Genomic DNA, 22,881 nt, shown 5'->3' with positions numbered 1-22,881 from the left:
GATGTCGAGCAGGAGGGAACTCCAGTGCAATGCCGCAGAAGAATCACCGTCGCCTAAAGGTCGCGATCACCGCGGTCATCGGCTGTATCGCGGCCATGACGCCCACGATCGCTTCGGCCACCCCCGCCTCATCGGCCGCGCCCCCGCAGAAGACCTTCGACGTGGACGTCGTGTCCGGCAGGTCGGACATGGTCAGCGGTGGTGACGCGCTGGTGCGCGTCGCCGTACCGCGCAACGTCCCGCCGCACCAGGTGCGGATCAACGTCGACGGCCGCGATGTCACCGCCCGGTTCCGCCCGGTCGAGGACGGCCGGACATTGCTCGGCCTCGTGGACGAGCTGGCCCCGGGCGACAACATGCTCGAGGTCCGCTCCAACGGACAGGGGAAGGGCCGGCCCAACGCCACCCTGCCCCTGGTCAACCACCCCGCAGCGGGTCCGGTGTTCTCCGGACCGCACATCAAGCTCTTCTGCACCGCGTCGGGCAGCCCATGGAACCTGGGGCCGGTCGACGAGGACTGCCATGTGGCGAAACCGCAGGTGACCTACCGGTACCGGACCACCACCGGCGGCTTCGCCGATCTGCCCGACGGTCCGCTGCCGGGCAACCTCGCCACTACCACCACCACGAGCGGTGAAACCGTCCCGTACATCGTGCGCGTCGAGCGCGGCACCATCAACCGGGCGGTTTACGAGATCGCGATGCTCCACGAGCCGGGCACCCCGGTGCCCGACCCCTGGACGGCGACCGCCGGCTGGAACAACCGGCTGGTGTACACCTTCGGCGGCGCCTGCGGCATCGGATACACCCAGGCCACGAGCACCGGCGGGGTGATGGACGACACGCTGCTGAGCCGCGGCTACGCCGTCGCGAGCTCGACATTCAACGTGTTCGCCAACAACTGCAACGACGTCACCTCGGCCGAGACCGCCATGATGGTCAAGGAACACTTCAGCGAGACGTACGGCGTGCCCGACTTCACCATGGGCTGGGGCGGCTCGGCCGGCACCATGCAGCAGTTGCTGATCGCCAACGGCTACCCCGGCATCATCGACGGCGTCATCGGCCAGATCGGCTACCCCGACGAACGTTCGACGACGGTCAGCGGGCACGAGTGCCGATTCATCAGTCAGGCGGCCGGCGCCGCGGGACTCTCGACCGCTCAGCGCACCGCCGTGACCGGCTTCGGCAGCCCGAACACCTGCGGCGGCTACCAGTTCTTCGACAGCGTCGACTGGCCGGCCACCTGCCCGAACCATGTCCCGGCTGCCCTCCGCTACCACCCGGTCGACAACCCGGACGGCATCCGCTGCGCCATGGCCGACTTCATCTCCAACGTGTACGGCGTCGACGAGACGACCGGCTTCGGCCGCCCGATCATCCCCGACACGGTCGGCGTGCAGTACGGACTGGGGACGCTCAAGGAGGGCGTCATCAGCCCCGAGCAGTTCGTCACGCTCAACGAGCGCATCGGCGGCCTGGACGTCGAGGGCAACCGTACGCCGCACCGCACCTCGGCGAACGTCGACGCGATCGAGGTGGCGTACTCGACCGGCCGCGTCAACCAGTTCGACGGCGGTCTGCGCTGGACGCCGATCATCGAGACCCGCGGTTACACCGACCCCGGTGGCGACTTCCATGACCGGTTCCGGTCGTGGACCATGCGGGAGCGCATCGTGAAGGCCAACGGCAACGCCGACAACCACATCAGCGTCACCACATCGCCGGGTGCCGCCGCCAACGCGGCCCAGCTGCAGGCGCTGAGGGACATGGACGCGTGGCTGACGGCCCGTGCCGCCTTGGCGGCGACCCGTCCGAACCTGGACGACGCCGAGCTGACCCGGCTGTCCAGGCCGGACGGACTGGCCGACGGCTGCATCGCCCCCGACGGGGAGCGGATCGTGGAGGAGCTGACGCTCGACCCGGCCGCGCGGTGCAACGAGCTCTACCCGTACCACCGCAACCCACGGGTGGTCGCCGGCGGGCCGACCAGCTCCGACGTGCTCAAGTGCCGGCTGCAGCCGCTCGACCGTGCCGCCTACCCGGTGACGTTCACCGACGAGCAGTGGCAGCGCCTGCAGGCGGTCTTCCCCGGCGGCGTCTGCGACTGGTCGCAGCCCGGCGTCGGACAGGTGCCGATCTCGTCCACCTGGATCCGTTTCCAGCAGACGTGATGGTGCGTTCCTCTCCGGAGGCCGATCACGGCGGACCCGGATAGGAAGGACCGGGACGGACAGATGAAGGCCCGGCGGAGGCATATGACTCCGCCGGGCCGTTTCGCTCACGCTCGTGACCATCCGCGGAAGCCCGGAGCGGTGTGGTCGACCGCGAGGTGAGCGAGTATCGGCGGACCCTCGCCGAGACCGGCCGGCGGTGTCGGCGAGGGTCGCTCGTCCTGGATGAGAGCCGGGTCAGACCGGGGTCAGACGCGGGTCCACTGCTGGTTGGTGCCGCCGTGGCAGGTCCAGATGTGCAGCTTGCTGCCGTTGGCCGTGCCGTACTCGGCGACGTCCAGGCACTTGTTCGCGCCCACGGCGGTGATGGTGCCGTCGGAGTTGAAGCGCCACTTCTGGTTGTTCTGGCCGTTGCAGTCCCAGATGGTCACGCTGGTGCCGTCGGCCGTGCCCGCGCCGTACACGTCCAGGCACTTGTTGCCGTAGACGCGCAGCTCACCGGCGCTGGTGGAGGTCCACTGCTGGTTGGTGCCGCCGTGGCAGTCCCAGATCTGCAACTGCGCGCCGTTGGACTGGGAGTATCCGGCGACGTCCAGGCACCGGCCCGACCCCACGCCCTTCAGAGCGGTCGTGCTTCCCGAGGGCGGAGGGGTGGAACCGCCGGGGTCGCCGATGCTCCCGGGAACCGTCTGCAGCGCGGCGTACCAGGCGGCGGCCATCTTGTCGTAGCCGCCGGAGGTGGGGTGGATGCCGTCGATCAGGTCGCCGGTGGTCAGTTTGCTGTGCATGTCGACGAGGTGGACGCGCTTGCCGCTGTTCACCTTGTTCTGCACGATCGCGGGGATCTGGGCGTTGAAGTTGCGGACCGCGTTCTCCTGGCCGGAGTTCGACAGCGGGATGATCGTGGCGACGAACACATCCGCGTTCGGTGCGGTGGTGGTGATGCGATCGATCAGCGTGGACAGTCGTTGCGGCGCCCCGGACACGTTGTAGTTCTGGAGCACGTCGTTGGTGCCGATGTGCAGCAGCACGGTGCGCGGGGTGTAGGTCTGCAGCCAGCGGGTGATGTTGGCGTCGATCTGGTCGATCCGCCAGCCGGGGTGTCCCTCATGGTCGTGGTCGCCCAGGCTGCCGGGCCCGTTGAACTGCGATCCGACGAAATCGGTCGTGTATCCGCCTGCCGCCAGTCGCTGCCACAGTCCGATCCGGTATCCGCCCGGCACCTGGGTGCCCTCGGTGATCGAGTCGCCCAGCGGCATCACCCGCACCCCGCCGTTCGACTCGGCGGACGCCGTGCCGGTGCCCGTCAGCACGGTGGCCGCTGCCAGCAGCACGGCGGCGAGCCACCGGCTCAAGTCACGCATGATCCGCCTCGCGTCCCCGCCGGCGCGGAGGGGGGGCCGGTTCGGCGGGCCGGGGCGTGAGGGCCGGGAGCCGTGGTCACCGATCCTTGCGGGCGGGCGGGCAGATCTGTCGTGCATCTTTTTCTCCTTGGGGTGTGGAGAAACGACGGGAGTGGCCGGCGCCGGGTCGTCCCCGGGCCGGTTCGCGGCTGCGGCGAAAATGAGGAGGACGGTCGGATGTGAATGTGAGCGCTAACATTACATGGCAGGGCTTTTCCGTGATCGGACCATTCATGAATGGCGATGCGCAGAGAAAACATGATGTCCGACGACCTTGTCAAGGGGTGCCGCCGGGCCCGTGCCCGAAGAGCGCCGACCGCCTGCCCCGCCGGGTGTCACCACATCGTCGGGCCGTACGCCGGTGAAATTTTCATCCATGCCCGCGGCTGCCGGCTCACGAGAAGGCGCAGCGAGCGACGTCGGAATCGCGGTGACGGCGGGCCTGCACGGCCGAGAGCGATGCGAAGGTTTCCAGAGATCGTCTTGACAGATTTCGGTTCCGGTTCTCACACTCTCTGCTGAGACGGCTCCTCCCGCCGGCGGGCAAGGGCCGGCGGGAGGTCGCTCTCCGCGGCGATCCCCGGCCGAGGGCCGCGCTCGAGACGCGAATCCGCCAACGTGATGCCCTCTGGGTCCGGTGCGGACGCCGCACGGTACCGCCAGGAGGCGCCGTACGCACTGGCGTCGTCCGAGGATCCCCGGGCACGCGGCCTCCGCGACCGGTTCGCGACCGTCGCAGGCGAATGACACGCATCGCCCGGGGCGAGGGGCCGAATACGACACTGCCCCCTCCGCCGCCGCTGACCTGGGCGTTTTCCTCATTCAAATGAAACCTTGACGAAGGGTAAGATCCGTTCCATAGTTAGCCAGTCAACCCCAAATCGACCGGTCTCCGGAGGTTGTACGGCACTCGACTGTTACCGATAACATTCACCGTCCCTTTCTGTCTCTGCCGCGATAGTGCGGGTCAGTGGCATTCATGTGTGCGCGGCCGGAAGCGGCCGGCATTCCCTCCGTCCGATGCCCTGTGCCCTTCGATCTCCATCCGCGGCATCCCCCCTGAAAGGCAGAGGTTGATCATGAATTCACGATCCCGGCGTCTCGGCAGGACACTGCTGTCCGCGGGTGCGGCCGTCGCGCTCGCCGCAGGCCTGCTTTCCGGCATCTCCACTCCGTCACAGGCCGCGACGTCGCAGCCGTGTGACATCTACGCGGCGGGCGGCACCCCCTGCGTGGCGGCGCACAGCACGACCCGCGCCCTGTACGGCTCCTACAACGGCCCGCTCTACCAGGTGCGGCGCTCCTCGGACAGCGCCACCCGGGACATCGGCGTGCTGAGCGCGGGCGGCGTCGCCGACGCCGCGGCGCAGGATGCGTTCTGTGCCGGCACGGCCTGCCTCATCACCGTCATTTACGACCAGTCGGGACGGAACAACCGGCTGACCCAGGCGCCCCCCGGCGGGTTCGCCGGTCCGGCCCCGGGCGGATACGACAACCTCGCGAACGCGACGGCGGCGCCGGTCACGGTCGGCGGGCACCGGGCGTACGGCGTCTATGTGGCCCCCGGCACCGGTTACCGCAACAACAACACCAACGGCGTCGCGAAGGGCGACCAGCCGGAGGGAATGTACGCGATCTTCGATGGCACCCACTACAACGGCGGCTGCTGCTTCGACTACGGCAACGCCGAGACCAACAGCCGCGACAACGGCAACGGCACGATGGAGGCCATCTACTTCGGCGACAGCAAGTTCTGGGGCTACGGCGCGGGCAACGGCCCCTGGATCATGGCCGACCTCGAGAACGGCCTGTTCTCCGGGGTGAACCAGAGATACAACGCGAACGACCCGAGCATCAGCCACCGGTTCCTGACCGCCATCGTCAAGGGTGAGCCGAACCACTGGGCCATCCGGGGCGGCAACGCGCAGTCGGGCGGCCTTTCGACCTTCTACAACGGGGTGCGCCCCAATGTGCCGGGCTACAACCCGATGAAGAAGGAGGGGGCCATCATCCTCGGCATCGGCGGGGACAACAGCATCAGCGGCACGGGCACCTTCTACGAGGGCGTGATGACGTCCGGCTACCCGTCCGACGCGACCGAGAACGCCGTGCAGGCGAACATCGTCGCCGCCGGATACGCGACATCGTCGGGCGGTGTCCAGGACGGCACGCTCACCCCCGGCGCGTGGATCTCACTGCGCGCGACGACGCCCGGCTACACCGACCGTTACATCCGGCACCAGTACGACGACGCCGTCACATCGGTGATCACCTCGTCCAGCTCGTCCCTCGATAGGAGCGACGCCACCTGGATCGTGCACAGCGGTCTGGCCGGCGGCTCGTGCGTATCGTTCGAGTCGCGGAACTACCCCGGCGACTACCTGCGGCACCAGAACTATCAGCTCCACCGGCAGACCAACGACGGCAGCTCGCTGTTCGCCGCTGACGCCACCTTCTGCCCGCAGGCGGGCAAGAACGGCCAGGGCACGTCGTTCGCCTCCTACAACTACCCGACCCGTTTCCTGCGGCACTACAACAACATCGTCTACATCGCCGCCAACGGAGGCTCGAACACCTTCGACAACTCGTCGCACTGGGCCGACGACGTGAGCTGGGTCGTCAGCCCGCCCTGGGCCTAGAGCGCCGGTCACGTGATGTCACCGGTGTCCGGCGGCTTCGGCCGCCGCGCCGGGAGGAGGCTCCGGTCCGCCGCGAAACCCGCCGGGCGGTCGCGGGCTTCGGGTGCGGTCCCCGCTCCCTCCCGCTCCGCTCCCTGCCCCCGGATATCGGCTACCTGACCGGCGTTCTGAACGGACTCGGTGACCCGGGCGGGGCCGTCCCCGTTCCCGCGGGGGCGGCTTCCCGCCGTTCTCCTGGACCTCGCGGAGTGCCCGCTCCGGACGCCGGCTCTCGACAGAGCGTACGGACCGGCGAGTCGGATCGGCGCCGCCGGTCTCGTCGTCGCTCGCACGTTCATCGGGCCGGGCCACGACCGCGGTTCCGGGTTCTGCGCGGCTGTGCCCGGTCCGGCCGGTCCAGGTGTACCGCCCGGGGAGTGTCCGACGCGACCCGACCGGCCGGAGCGGGCTCACGGCCGGTCGGGTCCCGCGCCCCGTGCGTCAGAAGGCGGCGGGGCGGGCGACATAGCCGGCCCTCCGCACCGCGGCGACCAGTTCGTCGGTGCCGACCTTCGCGGGGTCGTGGACGACCTCGACCCGGGACGACGCGAAGTGCACCTTGACGGACTCGACGCCGGGGAGCCGGCCGACCCGCTTTTCGATCTTGTTGATGCACGATGGGCAGGAGAAGCCCTCGGCGCGGAGGATGGTCGTGGTGGTGGTCGCGACGGCCATGGTCCTGATCTCCTCTCCTCGTCGGTCCGCATCGGGACCGATCTCCTCGTGGTGACGCCTTCACGCTAGCCATCGGGGACCTCGGCTTCCTTGACCCGGATCAAGCGGCCGGCGCCATGGCAGGCCGGCGCCATGTCAGGCCATGGCAGGCTGGCACCATGGCAGGCTGGCACCATGGCCGACCATGACCTGTGTGTGACCCGTGTTCCGATCTTCCAGGGGCTGACCCGCCGGGAGCAGATCGAGGTCGCGGGGTTCGCACGCCCGATGGCTGTGGCGAAGGGAGAGACGGTCTACGCCCCCGGGCAGCCGGTCTCCCACCTGCTGGTGATGCACGGCGGCCGGCTCAAGATCAGCCACGTGGCGGCCAACGGCCAGGAGCAGATCCTGCGCATGGCGGGCGTCGGCGACGTGGTGGGCGAGCGGGCCTTCCTGACCGGTCACCGGCCGGATCACTTCGCGGTCGCCCTCGAGGACAGCCGGATGTGCGTTTTCGATCACAACGACCTCTCCGCGTTGCTGCGCGACTACCCGGACGTCGGCCGGCGAATGCTGCGCACGCTGTCCGACCGGCTCGCCTCCGTCGAACGGCTGCTCGCCGCGGTCACCTCCAGTGATGTCACCACGCGCGTCGCGGCCTATCTGCTCGATCTGCCGGCCGGCGGGCGGGACGGCGTGCCCGTGGTCCGGCTGCCGATGGCGAAGAAGGACGTCGCCGCCTACCTGGGAACGACGCCGGAGAGCCTCAGCCGATCCCTCGCTGTCCTCGCAGCGGATGGCGTCATCGAACTGCGCGGGCGCCGCGACATCGCCGTTCTCGACGCCGAGGCTCTGGACCGGGCGGCCGTTCCCGCCTGATCACGGACGGCTCCCCAGGACGCCGGCGGTGCCGGCCTCCCGGCCGGTACGCGAATTGAGCTGTGTCAAGGAACGTCAGGGCGTCCCGATCTAGCGTCGAGGTGGACGGCGACAGGACGTGGCACAGAGGGGAGCCGGCACAGATGGACAGGATCCGGGCATGGGCGTCATGGCGGTGGAGCGTGCCGCTGATCAGCGGTCTCCTGATCGTCGCGTCGTTCGTGGCCTCGCACGCACTGGGCGCCGACGTGCCCGGTGACGTGTTGATGGTCGCGGCGGCGGTCGCGGCCGGCTGGGAAATCGTGGTCAAGGCGGCCCGAGCTCTGCAGGCACGCGTGGTCGGCATCGACCTGCTGGTCTCGGTGGCCGCGATCGGCGCGGTGATCATCGGCGAGTACTGGGAGGCGGCCGCGGTGACGTTCCTGTTCGCCGTGGGGCACGCACTGGAGAACGCCACGCTGAACAAGACGAGGGCGGCCCTGGCCGAGCTGGTCGCGGTGGCCCCCGAGGCGGCCGTGGTCCTGCGGGACGGCGACCAGGTGGAGGTGCCCGCCGCCTCGGTGGCGACCGGTGAGACGGTGCTGGTCAAGAACGGCGCCAAGGTGCCGGTCGACGGGGTGGTGATCGACGGTACGGGAGCCCTGGACGAGGCGTCGATCACCGGTGAGTCGATCCCGGTGGAGAAGACCACCGGCGACCAGGTGTTCGCCGGCACGGTCTCCCTGGGCGGCTTTCTGCAGGTGCGGGCCACCGGCGTCGGCGCAGACACCACGCTGGCCCGGATCATCCACCGGGTCGAGGAGGCACAGGACGCCAAGGCGCGCACCGCGGCGTTCATGGACCGGTTCTCGGCCTGGTACACCCCGGCGATCATCATCCTCGCCCTCGTCTTCGGCCTGGCGACCGGCGACATCGTGCTCGCGCTGACGCTGCTGGTCATCGGCTGCCCCGGCGCGCTGGTGATCTCCATCCCGGTCGCGATCGTCGCCGGCATCGGCCGTGGCGCCAAGGACGGCATCCTGATCAAGGGCGGGGAGTTCCTGGAGACGTCGGCCAGGATCGACGCCGTCGCGCTGGACAAGACCGGCACGCTGACCGAGGGCCGGCCGCACCTGACCGACGTGGTGCCCCTGGACGAGGCGTGGAGCCGCGCCGACGTGCTCGTCTGGGCCGCCCGCGCCGAGGCCGGCTCGGAGCATCCGCTGGCCCGCCCGATCGTGGCTGCGGCCCGCGCAGAGGGGCTGGACGTCACCGGTCTCCCGGAGGTCACCGCGCCGGTGCCGGGTAAGGGCATCGTCGCGACCATCGGCGGTCGCCGGGTCGCGGTGGGCAACCTGGCGCTGCAGGAGGACGAGGGCGTTCCGTACGGCCCGGCCGTCGGCGTGGTCGACGAGCTCGCCGCCGCGGGACGCACCCCGATGGTCGTGGCGGTGGACGGCCGTCTGGCGGGTGTCGTCGCCGTGGCCGACCGGGTCCGTCCCGACGCGGCGCGGATGGTCGCCGGCCTGCACGCCTCCGGTGTTCGTAGGGTCGTCATGCTCACCGGGGACACCCGGCGGGTCGCCGAAGCGGTCGCCGCGCAGGTCGGTGTCGACGAGGTCCGTGCGGGCCTGCTGCCGGAGGACAAGCTGGAGGTCGTTCGCGACCTGCAGGCTCGTGGACACGTGGTCGCCATGGTCGGCGACGGCGTGAACGACGCCCCCGCCCTGGCCACCGCCGACGTCGGCGTCGCGATGGGCGCGGCGGGCACGGGCGTGGCGATCGAGACCGCGGACATCGCCCTGATGAAGGATGATCTGTCCAAACTGCCGAGGGCCGTCGGCCTGGCCCGCCGCACCGTCTCGGTCATGCGTCAGAACATCGCGATCGCCCTGGTCACCGTTGGCGCGCTGCTCGCGGGCGTGCTCCTGGGCGGCGTCACGATGGCGATCGGGATGCTCGTGCACGAGATCTCGGTGCTGGTGGTCATCGGCAACGCGATGCGGCTGCTGCGCCGGCACGGCGTGCCCCGGACGGGTGGCGGCGCGACCGGGCGGGCCTCCGGCCGGACCGAGGCCCGTGACATGGATCGGCAGCCGGTCTGACCTGCGGGCGGCCGGGGGCCGGCAGGCGAATCCGCCGGAGCCGTCCGGCGGATTCGCCGCTGCCCCGCGAGGACGTGTGGAAGTCGATCGACGCGCAGCGGCGGAGCCTGGTCGACCTGCTGGAGGATCTGTCCGAGGCGGAGTGGCGGCGTCCGTCGCTCTGCGCCGGCTGGACGGTGCGCGGAGCTCCGGCCGGGAGATTTCGGGCCGTTCCCGGCCCGGATGTGCCGGGGCCCGCCCGGGTTTCCGATTCGCCGCCGGGCCGGAGATCCCCGTTCTCACGGCGGCGGATTATGGCACGCCCCTGTGGTAGGGCCCGCCGATTTCCGCCAGCCTTCATCCTTTGCCGACCGGCATTTACAGAGGTAATCGCCGTTTGTCATACCGGCTTGCCGAAATTCACGGAGAAAAGCCGGTCCCCCGGATGAGCACACCGTCGGCCGGGGCCGGGAGCCCGGGATCCGCGGCCGGCGGGCCGAGGTGTTCGTCGCGGCCTCCGCCGGCCCGCCGTGCCTCGGCGAGCCCGTGCAGCATCACGGTCTCGCCGAGCAGATCTCCGGCTCGGTGGCAGGCCGCCAGGGCGGCCCGATGAGTGCGTTCGACGTCGGCCCAGTGCGATCGTACGGCCGCGACGTTCAGGAGCGAGGCGGCCAGCTCCCAGGCCAGCTCGGCCAGGCCGAGGGCGGACGCCTGCAGCACGGCCGCGACCAGGGCGTCCCGTTCGCAGGCGAACCACCCGAGCGGGTCGGCGACCACCCGCGCGCGGACCTCGCCGGGAGGCGGCCACCGCGGCGCCCGGCCGCGTACCGCGGGGTACGGCCGTGACGGCAGATGATCGTCGGCCTCCTGGGCCAGGGAGAGCAGGGCCGCGAGGGTACGGGTGATCATGATGCGTACGGCGTCGTCGCTCTCGTGCTCGGCGGCCTGCTCGCGGGCGAAGCGGCGGACCAGGTCGTGGAATCGGTACCGGGTCCGCCCGATGCCGTCCGGCGTCGTCACCTCCAGCAGCCGGGCGTCGGCGAGCGCGTCGGCGAGCTCCTCGGCCGACTCCGGCGACGTCTCCAGCATCATCGCGATCGCCCAGGCCGGAAACGAGGGGAGCTCCAGGAGTCCGAGCACCCGGAAGGCGCGCCGCGCCGCCGCGCCGACCCGGTGGTAGCCCGCCGCGACGCTGCCCCTGACGTCCAGGTCCCCCAGGGCGAGCTCCGCCAGCCCGCCCCCGGCCAGACGCGCGGTGAGGCGGGCCAGCGTCCAGTGCGGGCGGGCGGCGAGGCGTGTCCCGGCGACGCGCAGAGCCAGCGGCAGGCCACCGCACAGCCGGACGAGTTCGGTGGCGCTGTCGCGTTCCGCGTCCACGCGCCCACGCCCGACGATCGCCGCCAGCATGTCGTGCGACTCCTCCGGCCGCAGCGTGCCGAGATCGAACGACGTGGCCCCCGGCCAGTCGGCCAGCCGCGACCGGCCGGTCACCAGGACCGCGCAGGAGGACGTGCCGGGCAGGAGGGGCCTGACCTGCGCGTGGTCGCCGACGTCGTCGAGCACCACGAGGATCCGGCGGCCGGCGAGCTGGCTGCGGTACAGATCCACGCGTTCCTCCGGATCCCGGGGGAGCGCCCTGCCGTGGACGCCGAGGGAGCGGAGGAACCGCCCGAGCACCCGGAGGGGGTCGGCGGGCCGTCCGCCGGTGCCCGACAGGTCGGCGTAGAGCTGGCCGTCGGGGAAGGCGTCACTCAGCCGGTGGGCGACGCGCACGGCCGCCGACGTCTTGCCCACCCCGCCCGGTCCCGTGACGAGTGCCACCGCGACGGGTCCGGACGTACGACCGGTCAGCGCGTCCCCGATCCGCTCCACCAGCTTCTCCCGGCCGGTGAAGTCGGCGATGTCGGCGGGCAGAAGGCACGGCCTGGGCGGGTTCGCCGCAGGCGAAGGCCCGAAGAGGGCGGACGGCCCCGCGTCCTGCCGCAGCACACGTAGGTGCGCCTCACGCAGTTGCGGACCGGGATCGATGCCGAGCTCGTCGGCGAGCCTCGCGCGGATCGACTCGTACTCCGCCAGCGCCTCGGCCTGCGCTCCGGCCGAGGCGAGGGCGAGCACGAGCCAGGAGTGCACGACCTCGTTCAGCGGCTCGGCCGAGGCGACGGCCCGAAGCTGGGGGAGGACCTCGTTCGGCAGGCCGAGTCCGAGGCCGATCCGCACGCATCGCAGCAGGACGTCGACCCGTTCCTGGTCGATCGCGCGTACCCAGGGGTGTCCCTTGAGCACGTGGTCCAGGTCGGACAGGCAGGGCCCCTGCCACATCTGGAGCGCCCGAAGCGACAGTTCCAGTGACTCCCGGGGCGTGGCGGCCTTCCCGGCCTCGGCCGCCGTCGCCCGGAAGCGCACGAGATCGGTCTCGCACCGGTCGAGCCGGATCGCGTAGGCCGAGCCCAGCCCGGTGAGCCAGGAGCGACGGGAATGGGCGACATGAGCCGGGTCGAGGCGGCGGCGCAGCCGCCCCACGTAGGTCTGCACCAGATTGACCGCGGAATCGGGCGCTTCGTCGCCCCAGACGGCGTCGATGATCTCCTTTCTGCGTACGGGTGCCCCCGCCCTGAGTAGCAGCAGCGCGAGCACGGCCCTTTGCTTTTCGGAGGTGAGCGTTATTTCGGTCTCCCCGCGCCATACCCGTAATGAACCCAGGAGGCTGAACCGTATCTCGGTCATTTCTCTCCGGCGAAGATCTGCGGCGATGTCGGGAATTCATCATATGATTCGGCCGAATATCGATCGAGGTCGTTCGGGTGTCCAACAACGGCCATCTCTTCTGCCTTTCGTCATCCCCGATCGTCGTCTCCTCGGCGGGCGTTCGCGGGTGACCGTGCGTGACATTCGCCGCTCGTCACGCGGGCGCGGCGGGCGGCCGGCCCCCGTGGTCGTCCCGGCCCGCTGACACTCCGCTGACGGTCGGCTGGACGCCCGCGCGCCGCCGGCGGGTCCGGCTCCAGCACGGTGCCGGTGCCGCTCCAGCCCCGGCGGTCATGGTTGGAGGCAGCCCTTGCGACAGCGGGAGGAGGTGCGAGATGAAGAAGATCAAGATTCGTAAGGCCGGCCCGGTCCGCCTGACCGCCGCGGCGTGCTCGATTTACAAGAACGCGAACTGACGCGGGTTCCGGGCGGTGCGCCGGGTACGGCATGCCCGCGCTCGGCGCTCCGTTCACCTGTCGCCCGCATCCCCGTCGCCCGTATCCCGAGCCAGGAGGGCCGCCCGTGACCGACGCAGAGGCCGTGGACGAGGGGCCCGTGATCGACCTCGACCGTCCGCTTCCGCTGCACCCGCTCGTCTACCTCGAGGAGGGCGACGAGGTGACGGTGGGCAGGCCGGACATCGACTCCTACGGCATCTTCCCGCCCGACGGAGCCGAGGTGCTGCGCCGGCTGGAGCAGGGGACGCCGCCGCGTGAGGTGGCGGCCTGGTACGAGGCCCGCTACCGGGAGAGCCTCGACATCGACGATCTGGTCGCCTCGCTCGGCGAGCTCGGCTTCGTCCGCGAGTCGGACCCGCCGGGCGGCCCGGCGGACGTCCCCCCACGCTGGAGGCGGCTCGGTGTCGCGCTCTTCTCCGTTCCCGCGTGGATCTGCTACGGCCTGCTCGTCGCCTGGGCGCTGATCGCGATGGCGCGCCGGCCCGATCTCCTGCCGAGCTACCGCAACGTCTTCTTCACCGACTACTACTCGGTGATCCAGGCGGCGCTGTTCGTCGCGGCCATCCCGCAGCTGCTGCTGCACGAGGGTTTCCACGCGCTCGCCGGGCGGCGGCTGGGCCTGCGCTCCCGCCTGCGGATCTCCCGCAGGCTCTACTTCGTGGTGCTGGAGACGTCACTGGACGGCCTGGTCGCCGTACCACGCCGGAAGCGGTACCTGCCGATCGTGGCCGGGATGCTGGCCGACGTGGTCGTGATGGCCGCCCTCACGATCGCGGCCGACCTCACCCGCGGGACGGGGGGCGCGCTCTCGCCCGCTGGCCGGTTCTGCCTGGCGTTCGCCTTCGCCGTCCTGCTCCGCATCCTGTGGCAGTTCTCCCTGTACCTGCGCACCGACCTGTACGTCCTCGTCTCCACCGCACTCGGCTGCGTCGATCTGCACACGACGGCCATGCGCATGCTGCGCAACCGGGTGAACCGGCTGCTCGGCCGCCGGCACCGGCTCATGGACGAGTCGGACTGGCACCCCGTGGACCGGCGCGTCGCACGCTGGTACTCCTGGCTGATCGTCGCGGGCTACACCGTGAGCCTCACCACGTTCGCCGTGGCGATCGTCCCGATCGTCTACCGCATGTTCGCCGGAGTCCTCGGCCGCTTCACCGGACACGGCGCGTCCTGGCCGGAGCTGCTGGACTCGCTCGTCTTCTCCGGCTTCATCCTCGGGCAACTCGTCGTCCTCGCGTGGGTGGCGGCCCGCGAGCGGTACCGCGGCCGGGCCCGGCGGCTCGACCATGTCATCGCCTGAAAGGGAGCACCATGGGCAACCATCACTGGATCAGGGCCGGCCTGCGCCGCGACCGCGAGCGGTTCCTGAAGGGACTGGACCTCCCGCCGGTCCTGGCCGTACTCGACGCCCACCGGCGGCTGCGCGGGCCGTACACCGCCGCCGGCGCGCTGATGCGGCTGATCGTGCCGGACGCGCTGCGGCGGCGGCCGGAGCTGGGGCCTGCGCACAACATCGAGATCCTGACCAGCGCCCCGGAGCTCGCCCACCTGGTGCCCCCGATGTGGACGTCGCTGGAGTGGACCGTACGGAAGGGCGAGCGCACCCGGTTCTACTCCCGGCTGCACACCCTGAACATCGCCAACGGACTGGCGGAACTGGTGCGCGACCACCTGCGGGAGTCGGGCGGCGGGCCACGGACGCTCGTCTTCGAGAACGTGCACCTGGCCGACCCCACCGACCAGGAGTTCGTCGCCGTACTGCTGCGCCGCGGCGACCTCGGCGGGCTGACCGTCGTGGCCGGCACTGATCACGAGCCGATCGCCGACCCCCCGGGCGAGATCACGATCTCCCTGGCCCGGGTCCTGGAACGCCACGCGACAGGGGTGGACGCTCCGGCGAGCGCCGACCCCGGCCCCGTCCCGGACACGGCGGAGGGCGCGCGTGCGTACGTCGACAGCGAGGGGACGGCGGACGACCCCCGGCTGCTCGCGGCCTACCTGCGGCTGGACGAGGCGGAGCGGGCGCTGCTGCACGACGAGCGGGCGGCGACGCTGGCGGCCCGCGGCGAGTTCTCCCTGTCGCTGGGCGCGATCCCCTATCACGCCGAGCACGGCGCCGACCCCGCGGGCGCGGGCCTGACCGCGCTGCGCACGGCGATGGACCACTGCCGGGGCATCGGCCTCTACCAGGCGGCCGCGGACCTCGGGCTGCGCGGCAGGAAGATCGTGGACCGGTACGCCCAGGAGGAGCAGTGGTGGCACTTCACCAACGCGACCAGCACGACGCTCGCCTCGCTCGGGCGGGCCGACGAGGCGATGGCCGTCTACGACGAGGCCCGCGCCGTCAGCACCGATCCCCTCGTGCACATGGAGCTCGCCTACAGTACGGCGATGCTGTACGCCCGGCACTATCCGGAGCCGCGGCGGGACTACCGGCGGGCGCGGGCCTGGATGAACCTGTCCATCGCCATCGCCTCCCTGGCCGAGGATCCCAAGAAACGCGCCTTCCACACGGTCTTCGGGCACAACGGCCTGGCGCTGGTCGAGGTACGCCAGGGCAATGCGGGCGAGGCGCTGCGCATGCTCGAGGACGGCATGGCCCGGCTCGACCGGGAGCTCGACCCGGGGGAGCACGCGCTGCATCGGGCGGTGCTGCGTTACAACCGGGCCCAGGTGCTCGGCATGATGGGCAGGCTTGAGGAGTCGCTCGGCGACTACCGGACCGTCGTCGAGCTCGACCCCGACTTCCCCGAGCACCACTTCAACGTGGGCAACATCCTGCGCAGGCTCGGCCGGGACGCGGAGGCGATCGCCGCCTACGAGCAGGCGCTGCGGCTGTCGCCGCCGTTCCCCGAGGCGTACTACAACCTCGGCGACGCCCGGCTCGAACTCGGCGACGTCGAGGGGGCGCTGGCCGACTTCGGCTACACGCTGGAGCTGGACCCGGCGCATCTGGACGCCCGGATCAACCGGGCCGGGCTGCTGTGCGAGCTGGGCCGGTCCGACGAGGCATGGACGGACGTCACGACCGGGCTCGAGCTCGCCCCGGCCAACGCCCACCTGCTGTGCCTGAAGGGCCGGCTGCTCGCCGAGCGCGGCGACCGGGAGGGCGCCCGCGAGGCGTTGTCGGCCGCGATCGACCGCGACGGACGGCTCGCCGAGGCGTGGGCGCTGCTGGGCGAGGTCGCGTACGCCCTGGGCGACCTCGCCGGGGCCGCGCACGACCTGGACCGGGCGGTCGAACTGGCGGGCACCCCGGAGATGCGGTTCAACCGGGCCGTCGTCCGCCAGGAGTCCGGCCGCTACGCCGACGCGGCGGCCGACTACGAGATCGTGCTGACGGCCACGGACGACGAGGACACGCGGGAACGCCTGAACCGCTGCCTGACCGCGCTGCGCGCTCAGGACCGCGCCGACCTGCCGGGCTGATCGCGGGGCGGGCCGCCGCGCCGGGTCGCGCGATGCTCCGGGGCGGCGGCCGGTCACGGCGAAGACCGGCGACGTTCCGATGATCTCCGGCATCTCGTGAACCCCGCTGCCGCTGGCCTTCCCGCGAACCGTGGTGGACAATGTCGGCGACAGCATTCCTTCCGCGCCGTGGGGTCGAGTGTGATCAAGAGCGGACGCTTCGTCCCGATCTCAGGAGTACTCGTCATGCTGGCCGCCGCGTGCTCGATGGGCGGCCCGACGGCGGGGGCACAGGACTCCGGGCGATCTCCCGCCGCGTGCGTTTCCGACGTCACGCGAGACGCGCTGCCCACCTGGGCGAGGGCCGGGTTCAGCGACGACGGATCGGGCGTCCACCATGTGTTCAGCGAGCGTGGCGACATCATCGCCGTGCTGTTCAAGTATCCGCCGGTCGCCTCCCCCGATCCCGACGTCGCCAACAAGATCCTCTGGGTCTCGCGGCTGCCACAGGAGTCGAGGCAGCCGTTGACGATCGAGGCCACGCTGGACGGGACGACCACGTCGGTGATCCGCGAGATCGCCACCGGCGCCGGGCCCTCGTCCGTCAACCTGCCGGAAGCGGGATGCTGGCACCTCACACTGCGCTGGTCGGGACACACCGATGCCATGAAGCTCACGTTCACCTGACCGCCCACGAGCATCGGAGGCACGCCCGCCGTCCCGGCCTCCGCCTTCTCGGCTTCACCGCCCCCGGGCTTCGAAACGCGTGCCTCGTACGATGACAGGACGGACGCTCGTCGCGAGGGACGAGCGGCCCGGAGAAGAGCTGTGGAGCGGACGGCGATGCAGACCTTCCTGCCCTATCCCGATTTCGCCCGCACGGCACGGGTGCTCGACCCGCGCCGCCTCGGCAAGCAGAGGGTCGAGGCGCTGCAGATCCTGCGTGCTCTGACCGTGCGGGGGTACGGCTGGCGCCACCATCCGGTCGTCCGCATGTGGGCGGGCTACGAGGAGGCCCTGGTCAGGTACGGCCTGGAGGTGTGCGACCGGTGGTGCTCACTGGGCCGGGCCGACACCTGCTCGGCGAGCATGGTGCGTGAGCTCGCCGAGTGCTGTGACGTCGCGACGCCGCGCCGGCAGCGCCTGCTGGGGGAGGCCGGCGAACTTCCGCCCTGGCTCGGCGACCGAGACCTGCACCTGAGCCACCGTTCCGCCCTGTTGCGCAAGGCCCCCGAGTTCTACCGCCCGATCTTCGGCGACGAGCCCGACGACCTTCCCTACGTCTGGCCCGCCTCCGACCGTCCACCGAGGTGCCTGCCGTCACCGGACACGGCCCCGTGACGGGGGACGCGGTCGTGTTCCGTCAGGTGTCGGGGGACCCCGGGTTCCCGGCCCGCCGCCCGTACGAACGAATGCCGGCGCGGTTCATACTGGCGATGGCGCCGTTGCCGGCGTCGATGCGATCCCGCACCGGACGGCACCACCAGAGAACGGAAGGCACGTATGGCTGACGAAGTCGTCGGCATCGTCGGGGCCGGCATCGTCGGGCTCGCGATCGGCCGGGAGATCACCCGGCGCAGGCCGGGCACCGGTGTCGTCGTCATGGAGAAGGAAGACCGCGTGGCCGTCCACCAGACCGGTCACAACTCCGGGGTCGTGCACGCGGGCATCTACTACAGACCGGGCAGCCTCAAGGCGCGGCTGTGCACCCGGGGCCGGGACATGCTGCGCGAGTACTGCGCCGGGCGCGGGCTGCCCTATGACGAGTGCGGCAAGCTCGTCGTCGCGGTCAGCGAAGCGGACGTGGCGCGGATGGACGATCTCTACGCCAGGGCCGACGTGAACGCCGTGCCCGGTCTGCGGCGCATCGGTCCCGAGGAGATCAGGGAGATCGAGCCGTACGCCACGGGCCTGGCGGCGCTGCACTCGCCCAGGACCGCCATCACCGACTTCTCCCGCATCGCGCGGTCGTTCGCCGACGACATCGTCGCGGCGGGGGGCGAGGTGCGGGTCTCCTATCCCGTCACCCGCATCGACCGGGCCGGCGGGGAACTGGAGATCGGCTCGGGCGAGCGGTCCGTCCGGGTGGACCGGCTGATCGTCTGCGCCGGCATCCACGCCGACCGGGTCTCCGGGCTGGCCGGTGACGCGCCCGAGCCGCGGATCGTCCCGTTCCGCGGTGAGTACATGCTGATCTCCGAGGAGAAGGCGCACATGGTGCGCGGGCTGATCTACCCCGTACCCGACCCCAGATATCCCTTCCTCGGCGTGCACTTCACCCGCCGGGTCTCGGGGGCGGTGGACGTCGGCCCGAACGCGGTGCTGGCGCTGGCCCGCGAGGGCTACCGCCGTACCGCGATCTCCCCGGTGGACCTGCTCGGCATCGCGAGCTGGCCCGGCATGTGGCGCATGGCGCGCCGCCACTGGCGGACCGGAGTCAGGGAGATCCACGGATCCCTGTCCAAACGCGCCTATATGAAGGCCGCCCAGCGCTATGTGCCGGAGATCGGCGCGAAAGACGTCGTGCGGGCCGGCGCGGGGGTGCGCGCGCAGGCGCTCGACCGCGACGGCGGCCTCGTCGACGACTTCCGCATCAACCGGCTCGGACCGGTCACGACCGTGCGGAACGCGCCCTCTCCCGCGGCGACCTCGTCGATGGCGATCGCGGAGTACGTCGTCGATGTCATCGACGGCGAAGACGGGTCGTGAGAACCCGCGGAACGGACGGGTTTACGTGAGGGCGAACCGGACGTGAATGTCGTCGTGATTCGACTTCACGTCAGGACGTCTGGGGATTCGAGTAGTTCGCGTAGCGCCTGCAGGAAGAGCACCGCGTCGCGGCCGTTGACGTAGCGGTGGTCGTAGGCCAGCCCCAGGTTCACGACGTCCCGCGTGCCCACCTGGCCGTCGTCGGCGACCACGACCTCTTTGTACGGCCCGGCGAGCGACAGCGCGCAGATCTGCCCGGGGAACACGATCGGCACGGCCAGCACGACGCCGTCGTCGTTGTGCAGGGTGACCGTGAGGTTGGCGCCGGTGAGGTCGCGTTCGCGGAACGTGCCGCGGAAGGCCGCCGTTCGGTAGCCCATCAGCTCGCGGGCGATCTCGCGGAGCGGGCGGTTCCCCGCGTCGTGGACGACCGGGACGTAGAGCCCCTCGCCGACGTCCATCGTTACGCCGATGTCGGCGGTGCCGGCGCGCCGCACCCTGGTCACGTCCAGCGGGGCGGCGAAACACAGCGGGAAGCGCTCCACGAGGCTCGCCGCCGCCTTGACCAGCAGCTCGGGCAGGCCCACCAGGGCGCGCAGCAGCCTGGTCCGTTCGGCGGCGAGCCGCAGGGCCCGGCCGACGTCGACCCGGATCACCGAATAGGCGGCGGGCACCGTGCGGTGCGACAGCTCGACCACCTCGGCGGTGCGCCGCTGCGCCTTCGACAGCGCGATCGTGTCGCGCGCGACGGCCAGCACGTCCTCGCGCCGCACCACGCGCCTGCCGGGCGCCCGTACGTCGTCCGGCTCGACGCCCAGCTCGGCCATCAGCGCCCTCGCCGGGGCCGTGATCACCACGTCGCCGGCCGGAGCCGCCGGAGCCGCCGGAGTGGCGGGAGTGGCCAGAGCGGTGGGGGCGGCGGGGGTGGCGGGGGCGGCGGGTGTGGCCAGAGCGGTGGGGGCGGCGGGCGCCGGTCCGGCAGGTTCAGGAACGAGGGCGACGCCGTCCGGCTCGGCGGCGGGGGAGCGTGCGGGCCCGCCCGCCGTGTCCGGCGCCGACAGGCGGGCGATGACCTGGCCGGGTGCGCACTCGGCGTTCACCGGGATGACGTGGTGCAGCACACCGGAGGCCTCGGCGACCAGCTCCTCCGCGGCCTTGGAGGTCTCCACGACCGCGATGGGGTCGCCCTCCCGCACCGGGGCGCGATCCTCGACGGCCCACTCCACCAGCACATAGCTGCTGTCGTTGTTGTTGAGCTTGGGCACCCTGATGTCGATCAAGAAAGGGCCTCCCGTACGGCCAGGCGGATCGTGTCCTCTCCCACCAGGACGCCGCTTTCCAGGTGCGCCGCCGTGGGGATGACGCTGTCGGCGGCGCTGACCAGGCCGATCGGCCGGGCGAGCCGCGACCAGAGCAGCGGATAGAGGGCCTGCGCCACCTCCGAACCCCAGGTGCCCCCGGCCGTCCCGTCCTCGACCACGCAGACGTGGCCGGTCACGTCGCCGAGGATCGGCGCCAGGTCCAGCGGGTAGAGCCGGGCGGGCACCAGCAGCCGGCACAGCAGGTCGTCCTCGACGAGCAGCGTGCGCATGGCGGCCAGCGCGCGCCGGGTCAGCCCGCCCGGCGCGATCAGCGTGCAGTCGTAGCGGGTCTCACCCGGCACGCCGACCCTGGCCCACCCGGACGGCCCGCCCACCAGGTCGAAGCCGAACAGGTCGTCCACGACGCCGTCGCGGAAGATCCGTTCGGTGTAGAGCACCTTGTCCTCGAACAACACGCACGGCTCGCCGAGTGACAGCAGGTGCGTGAGCAGCTCACCGGCGTGGTGGAACGGGCTCAGCTCGTGCAGCGACAGCCCCGGGACCCCGACGAAGTGCTTCTGCAGGCTCTGGCTGTGCGTCGGGCCGTAGCCGCGCCGCCCGCCCGTGGGGCAGCGGACGATGAGTGGTACGGGCACCGGCCGGCCGTACATCGTGGTGGACTTCGCGGCGAAGTTGACGATCTGGTCGAAGGCGAGCGTGACGAAGTCGGAGAACATGATCTCGACGATCGCCTTCTCGCCGGCCAGGGCCAGCCCGGCCCCCGCGCCGACCAGCGTGCCCTCACTGAGCGGGGTGGACAGCACCCGGTCGGAGAACCGGGTGGACAGCCCCTTTGTGATCTTGAAGGCGCCGCCGTACGGGTCGCGGATGTCCTCGCCGAGGACGAACACGCGCGGATCGGACTCCAGCAGGGAGTGCAGCGCCGCGTTGAGGTGATCGGCCATCCGGGGGGTGCGGGCGGCGCCCGTGGCCGGCGTTCCCGGGTTCGGCGCGCCTTCGCCGGTCCGTACGGTCACGGGGCGGCCCGCCACACGGACGGCGGGCGGGCGGCCACCTCGTCGGTGATCCGTGCCATGCGGAGGCGCTGCGCCTCGTCGGCCGCCGCGAAGACCTCGGGGAAGGCGGCCGCGTATCGCACGTGCCAGTCGGCCGCCCGCACCCGGGTCAGTTCCTCGGCCGAGCGGGTGTCGTCGCCCTTGCTGTGCGGGCCGACCCGCCGGGTCACGAACTCGATCACCGTCGGAAGGCCCTCCTCGCGCACCCGCCGCACCCGGTCGGCCAGTTCGCGGCGGATCAGGTCGAGGTCGATGGAGTCCGTACGGTGATGGGCCGCGCCGAAGGCGGCGGCACGCGCCGCGATGGTGCCGGACATCTGGGCGGTGGTCGGGGTGGACTGCGCGATGCCGTTGTGCTCGACCACGACCAGCAGCGGCAGCCGCCACAGCGCCGCGAGGTTGAGCGCTTCGTATACCGCGCCCTCGCCCCAGGTGCCGTCGCCGATGTGCACGCAGGCGAGCGCGCCGTCGCCCGCCCTCTTCAGGCTGAGCGCGACTCCGGCGGCGACCGGCATGCTCTCGCCCTGGACGCCGGTCGACAGGAATCTGCGGTGGTAGATGTGCTGGCTGCCGCCGACTCCCGCGCAGAGGGCGCCCTCCCGGCCCATGATCTCGGCCAGCAGTCCGTGCGGCTCGTCGTACCTGGCCAGGAAGTGACCGTGCCCGCGGTGGTTGCTGAACACGTAGTCGTCGTCGCCCAGCAGCGTGCGCAGCGCGACCGGCACGTACTCCTGACCGAGGCAGGTGTGCGTGGTGCCGTTGAGCCGGCCCTCGCCGAACAGGCGCAGGAGGGTCAGCTCGAAGTGCCGGATCAGCAGCAGACGGTCCAGGTCCTCCCCGCTGGGCGGGGACAGCGGGACCGTGTCGCGGTCCAAGATCGTGCTGGTCATGAGGGTGACGAACCTTCCCGTCGTCGGGTCCATCGTCGGAGGAGGTTGCCGGGGGTGGCCGCCCGTTCGCCGTGGTCGGAGTGTAGACCGGGGCGAAACGCACGTGTGGTGCCGATCCGGCCGCGTCGGCGGGCGGTCTTGAGCGTTGGGAGCGCTCCCAAACCGTAGGGACCGGCCCGCTGGGGTGTCAAGGTGATTCCGTAATCCCGCTATACCTGATGGCCATATTGCCCCTAATGTCCAAAATGTGGATCCCTATCTGAATAGGTGGCGACTTTTGGTCGTCCGAAAATCGGGATATATCACCAAACCGCCTTGACGCTTGTGGGGGCCGTCCCTAGCCTGCTGCCACGTGGGAGCGATCCCACGATCTTGGCTGTCCTCCGGGAGCCGTCGTCGGCCCTGTCCCTGGCGCGTCCTTCGCGGGTTCCGCCTACACC

General features: G+C 71.2%; 16 protein-coding genes. 10 read left to right on the top strand and 6 right to left on the bottom strand.

Translation table 11 applies throughout. The features are described from left to right. Positions 1 to 29: 29 nt before the first annotated feature. Entirely contained in the window at positions 30 to 2,174 is a 2,145-nt protein-coding gene (locus ACQP1K_RS16235) for a DUF6351 family protein (protein WP_433496548.1), read from the top strand. Between the two features lie 248 nt (positions 2,175 to 2,422). On the opposite strand, the gene ACQP1K_RS16230 is transcribed toward ACQP1K_RS16235, so the two are convergent. Beyond that, positions 2,423 to 3,538 carry a ricin-type beta-trefoil lectin domain protein gene (locus ACQP1K_RS16230; protein WP_433496547.1) on the bottom strand — a complete coding sequence of 372 codons (1,116 nt, stop codon included), beginning with the start codon at positions 3,536 to 3,538 and terminating at the stop codon, positions 2,423 to 2,425. A gap of 1,118 nt (positions 3,539 to 4,656) precedes the next feature. Here ACQP1K_RS16230 and ACQP1K_RS16225 point away from each other — a divergent pair. Then, the gene (locus ACQP1K_RS16225) at positions 4,657 to 6,216 is read left to right on the top strand and encodes an alpha-L-arabinofuranosidase B (RefSeq protein ID WP_433496546.1); all 1,560 of its coding nucleotides are present in this window, start codon (positions 4,657 to 4,659) and stop codon (positions 6,214 to 6,216) included. Between the two features lie 480 nt (positions 6,217 to 6,696). On the opposite strand, the gene ACQP1K_RS16220 is transcribed toward ACQP1K_RS16225, so the two are convergent. Further along, positions 6,697 to 6,930, bottom strand: coding sequence for a heavy-metal-associated domain-containing protein (locus ACQP1K_RS16220; RefSeq protein ID WP_433496545.1), 234 nt, complete (start codon positions 6,928 to 6,930; stop codon positions 6,697 to 6,699). A 174-nt stretch (positions 6,931 to 7,104) separates the two neighbouring features. Here ACQP1K_RS16220 and ACQP1K_RS16215 point away from each other — a divergent pair, with 174 nt between their 5' ends. The 3 genes from ACQP1K_RS16215 to ACQP1K_RS16205 all read left to right on the top strand — a co-directional run bounded on the left by ACQP1K_RS16215 (position 7,105) and on the right by ACQP1K_RS16205 (position 10,300). Continuing rightward, entirely contained in the window at positions 7,105 to 7,788 is a 684-nt protein-coding gene (locus ACQP1K_RS16215; RefSeq protein ID WP_433496544.1) for a Crp/Fnr family transcriptional regulator, read from the top strand. 143 nt (positions 7,789 to 7,931) lie between these two features. After that, on the top strand, positions 7,932 to 9,872 hold the full coding sequence (locus ACQP1K_RS16210) for a heavy metal translocating P-type ATPase (protein WP_433496543.1): 1,941 nt from the start codon (positions 7,932 to 7,934) through the stop codon (positions 9,870 to 9,872). Positions 9,873 to 9,946: 74 nt separating this feature from the next. Next, positions 9,947 to 10,300 (top strand): maleylpyruvate isomerase N-terminal domain-containing protein, encoded by a 354-nt coding sequence (locus ACQP1K_RS16205; RefSeq protein WP_433496542.1) that lies wholly within the window; start codon positions 9,947 to 9,949, stop codon positions 10,298 to 10,300. Here the strand turns inward: ACQP1K_RS16205 and ACQP1K_RS16200 are convergent. Beyond that, positions 10,272 to 12,575, bottom strand: coding sequence for an AfsR/SARP family transcriptional regulator (locus tag ACQP1K_RS16200; RefSeq protein ID WP_433496541.1), 2,304 nt, complete (start codon positions 12,573 to 12,575; stop codon positions 10,272 to 10,274). The two genes, ACQP1K_RS16205 and ACQP1K_RS16200, sit on opposite strands and share 29 nt — an antisense overlap. A 543-nt stretch (positions 12,576 to 13,118) precedes the next feature. On the opposite strand from ACQP1K_RS16200, the gene ACQP1K_RS16195 reads away from it, so the two are divergent. The 5 genes from ACQP1K_RS16195 to lhgO all read left to right on the top strand — a co-directional run bounded on the left by ACQP1K_RS16195 (position 13,119) and on the right by lhgO (position 19,174). Then, a complete protein-coding gene (locus ACQP1K_RS16195; RefSeq protein ID WP_433496540.1) occupies positions 13,119 to 14,357 on the top strand; it encodes a hypothetical protein in 1,239 nt (412 codons plus the stop codon). Between the two features lie 11 nt (positions 14,358 to 14,368). Beyond that, positions 14,369 to 16,486: a tetratricopeptide repeat protein gene (locus ACQP1K_RS16190; RefSeq protein ID WP_433496539.1), complete on the top strand. Its 2,118-nt coding sequence runs from the start codon at positions 14,369 to 14,371 to the stop codon at positions 16,484 to 16,486. A 180-nt stretch (positions 16,487 to 16,666) separates the two neighbouring features. Continuing rightward, entirely contained in the window at positions 16,667 to 17,152 is a 486-nt protein-coding gene (locus tag ACQP1K_RS16185) for a hypothetical protein (RefSeq protein ID WP_433496538.1), read from the top strand. Positions 17,153 to 17,293: 141 nt separating this feature from the next. Then, positions 17,294 to 17,806, top strand: a complete 513-nt coding sequence (locus ACQP1K_RS16180) for an MSMEG_6728 family protein (protein WP_433496537.1) — start codon at positions 17,294 to 17,296, stop codon at positions 17,804 to 17,806. A gap of 162 nt (positions 17,807 to 17,968) precedes the next feature. Further along, positions 17,969 to 19,174, top strand: a complete 1,206-nt coding sequence (gene lhgO / locus ACQP1K_RS16175) for an L-2-hydroxyglutarate oxidase (protein WP_433496536.1) — start codon at positions 17,969 to 17,971, stop codon at positions 19,172 to 19,174. 65 nt (positions 19,175 to 19,239) lie between these two features. Here lhgO and ACQP1K_RS16170 read toward each other — a convergent pair whose 3' ends face one another. Genes ACQP1K_RS16170 through ACQP1K_RS16160 form a run of 3 tightly spaced genes read right to left on the bottom strand, consistent with a single transcriptional unit; the run spans position 19,240 to position 22,441 of the window. Next, positions 19,240 to 20,454 carry a 2-oxo acid dehydrogenase subunit E2 gene (locus ACQP1K_RS16170; protein ID WP_433496535.1) on the bottom strand — a complete coding sequence of 405 codons (1,215 nt, stop codon included), beginning with the start codon at positions 20,452 to 20,454 and terminating at the stop codon, positions 19,240 to 19,242. Then, positions 20,451 to 21,512, bottom strand: coding sequence for an alpha-ketoacid dehydrogenase subunit beta (locus tag ACQP1K_RS16165; RefSeq protein WP_433496534.1), 1,062 nt, complete (start codon positions 21,510 to 21,512; stop codon positions 20,451 to 20,453). The genes ACQP1K_RS16170 and ACQP1K_RS16165 overlap by 4 nt, the downstream gene beginning before the upstream one ends. Beyond that, the gene (locus ACQP1K_RS16160; RefSeq protein ID WP_433496533.1) at positions 21,509 to 22,441 is read right to left on the bottom strand and encodes a thiamine pyrophosphate-dependent dehydrogenase E1 component subunit alpha; all 933 of its coding nucleotides are present in this window, start codon (positions 22,439 to 22,441) and stop codon (positions 21,509 to 21,511) included. Before ACQP1K_RS16160 ends, ACQP1K_RS16165 begins: the two co-directional genes overlap by 4 nt. Between the last annotated feature and the right edge of the window lie 440 nt (positions 22,442 to 22,881).

The organism is Sphaerimonospora sp. CA-214678, assembly GCF_050942215.1.
Lineage (GTDB): Bacteria > Actinomycetota > Actinomycetes > Streptosporangiales > Streptosporangiaceae > Sphaerimonospora.
The sequence above is the reverse complement of the archived record's forward strand: the minus strand, read 5'-3'. Positions and strand labels throughout refer to the sequence as shown.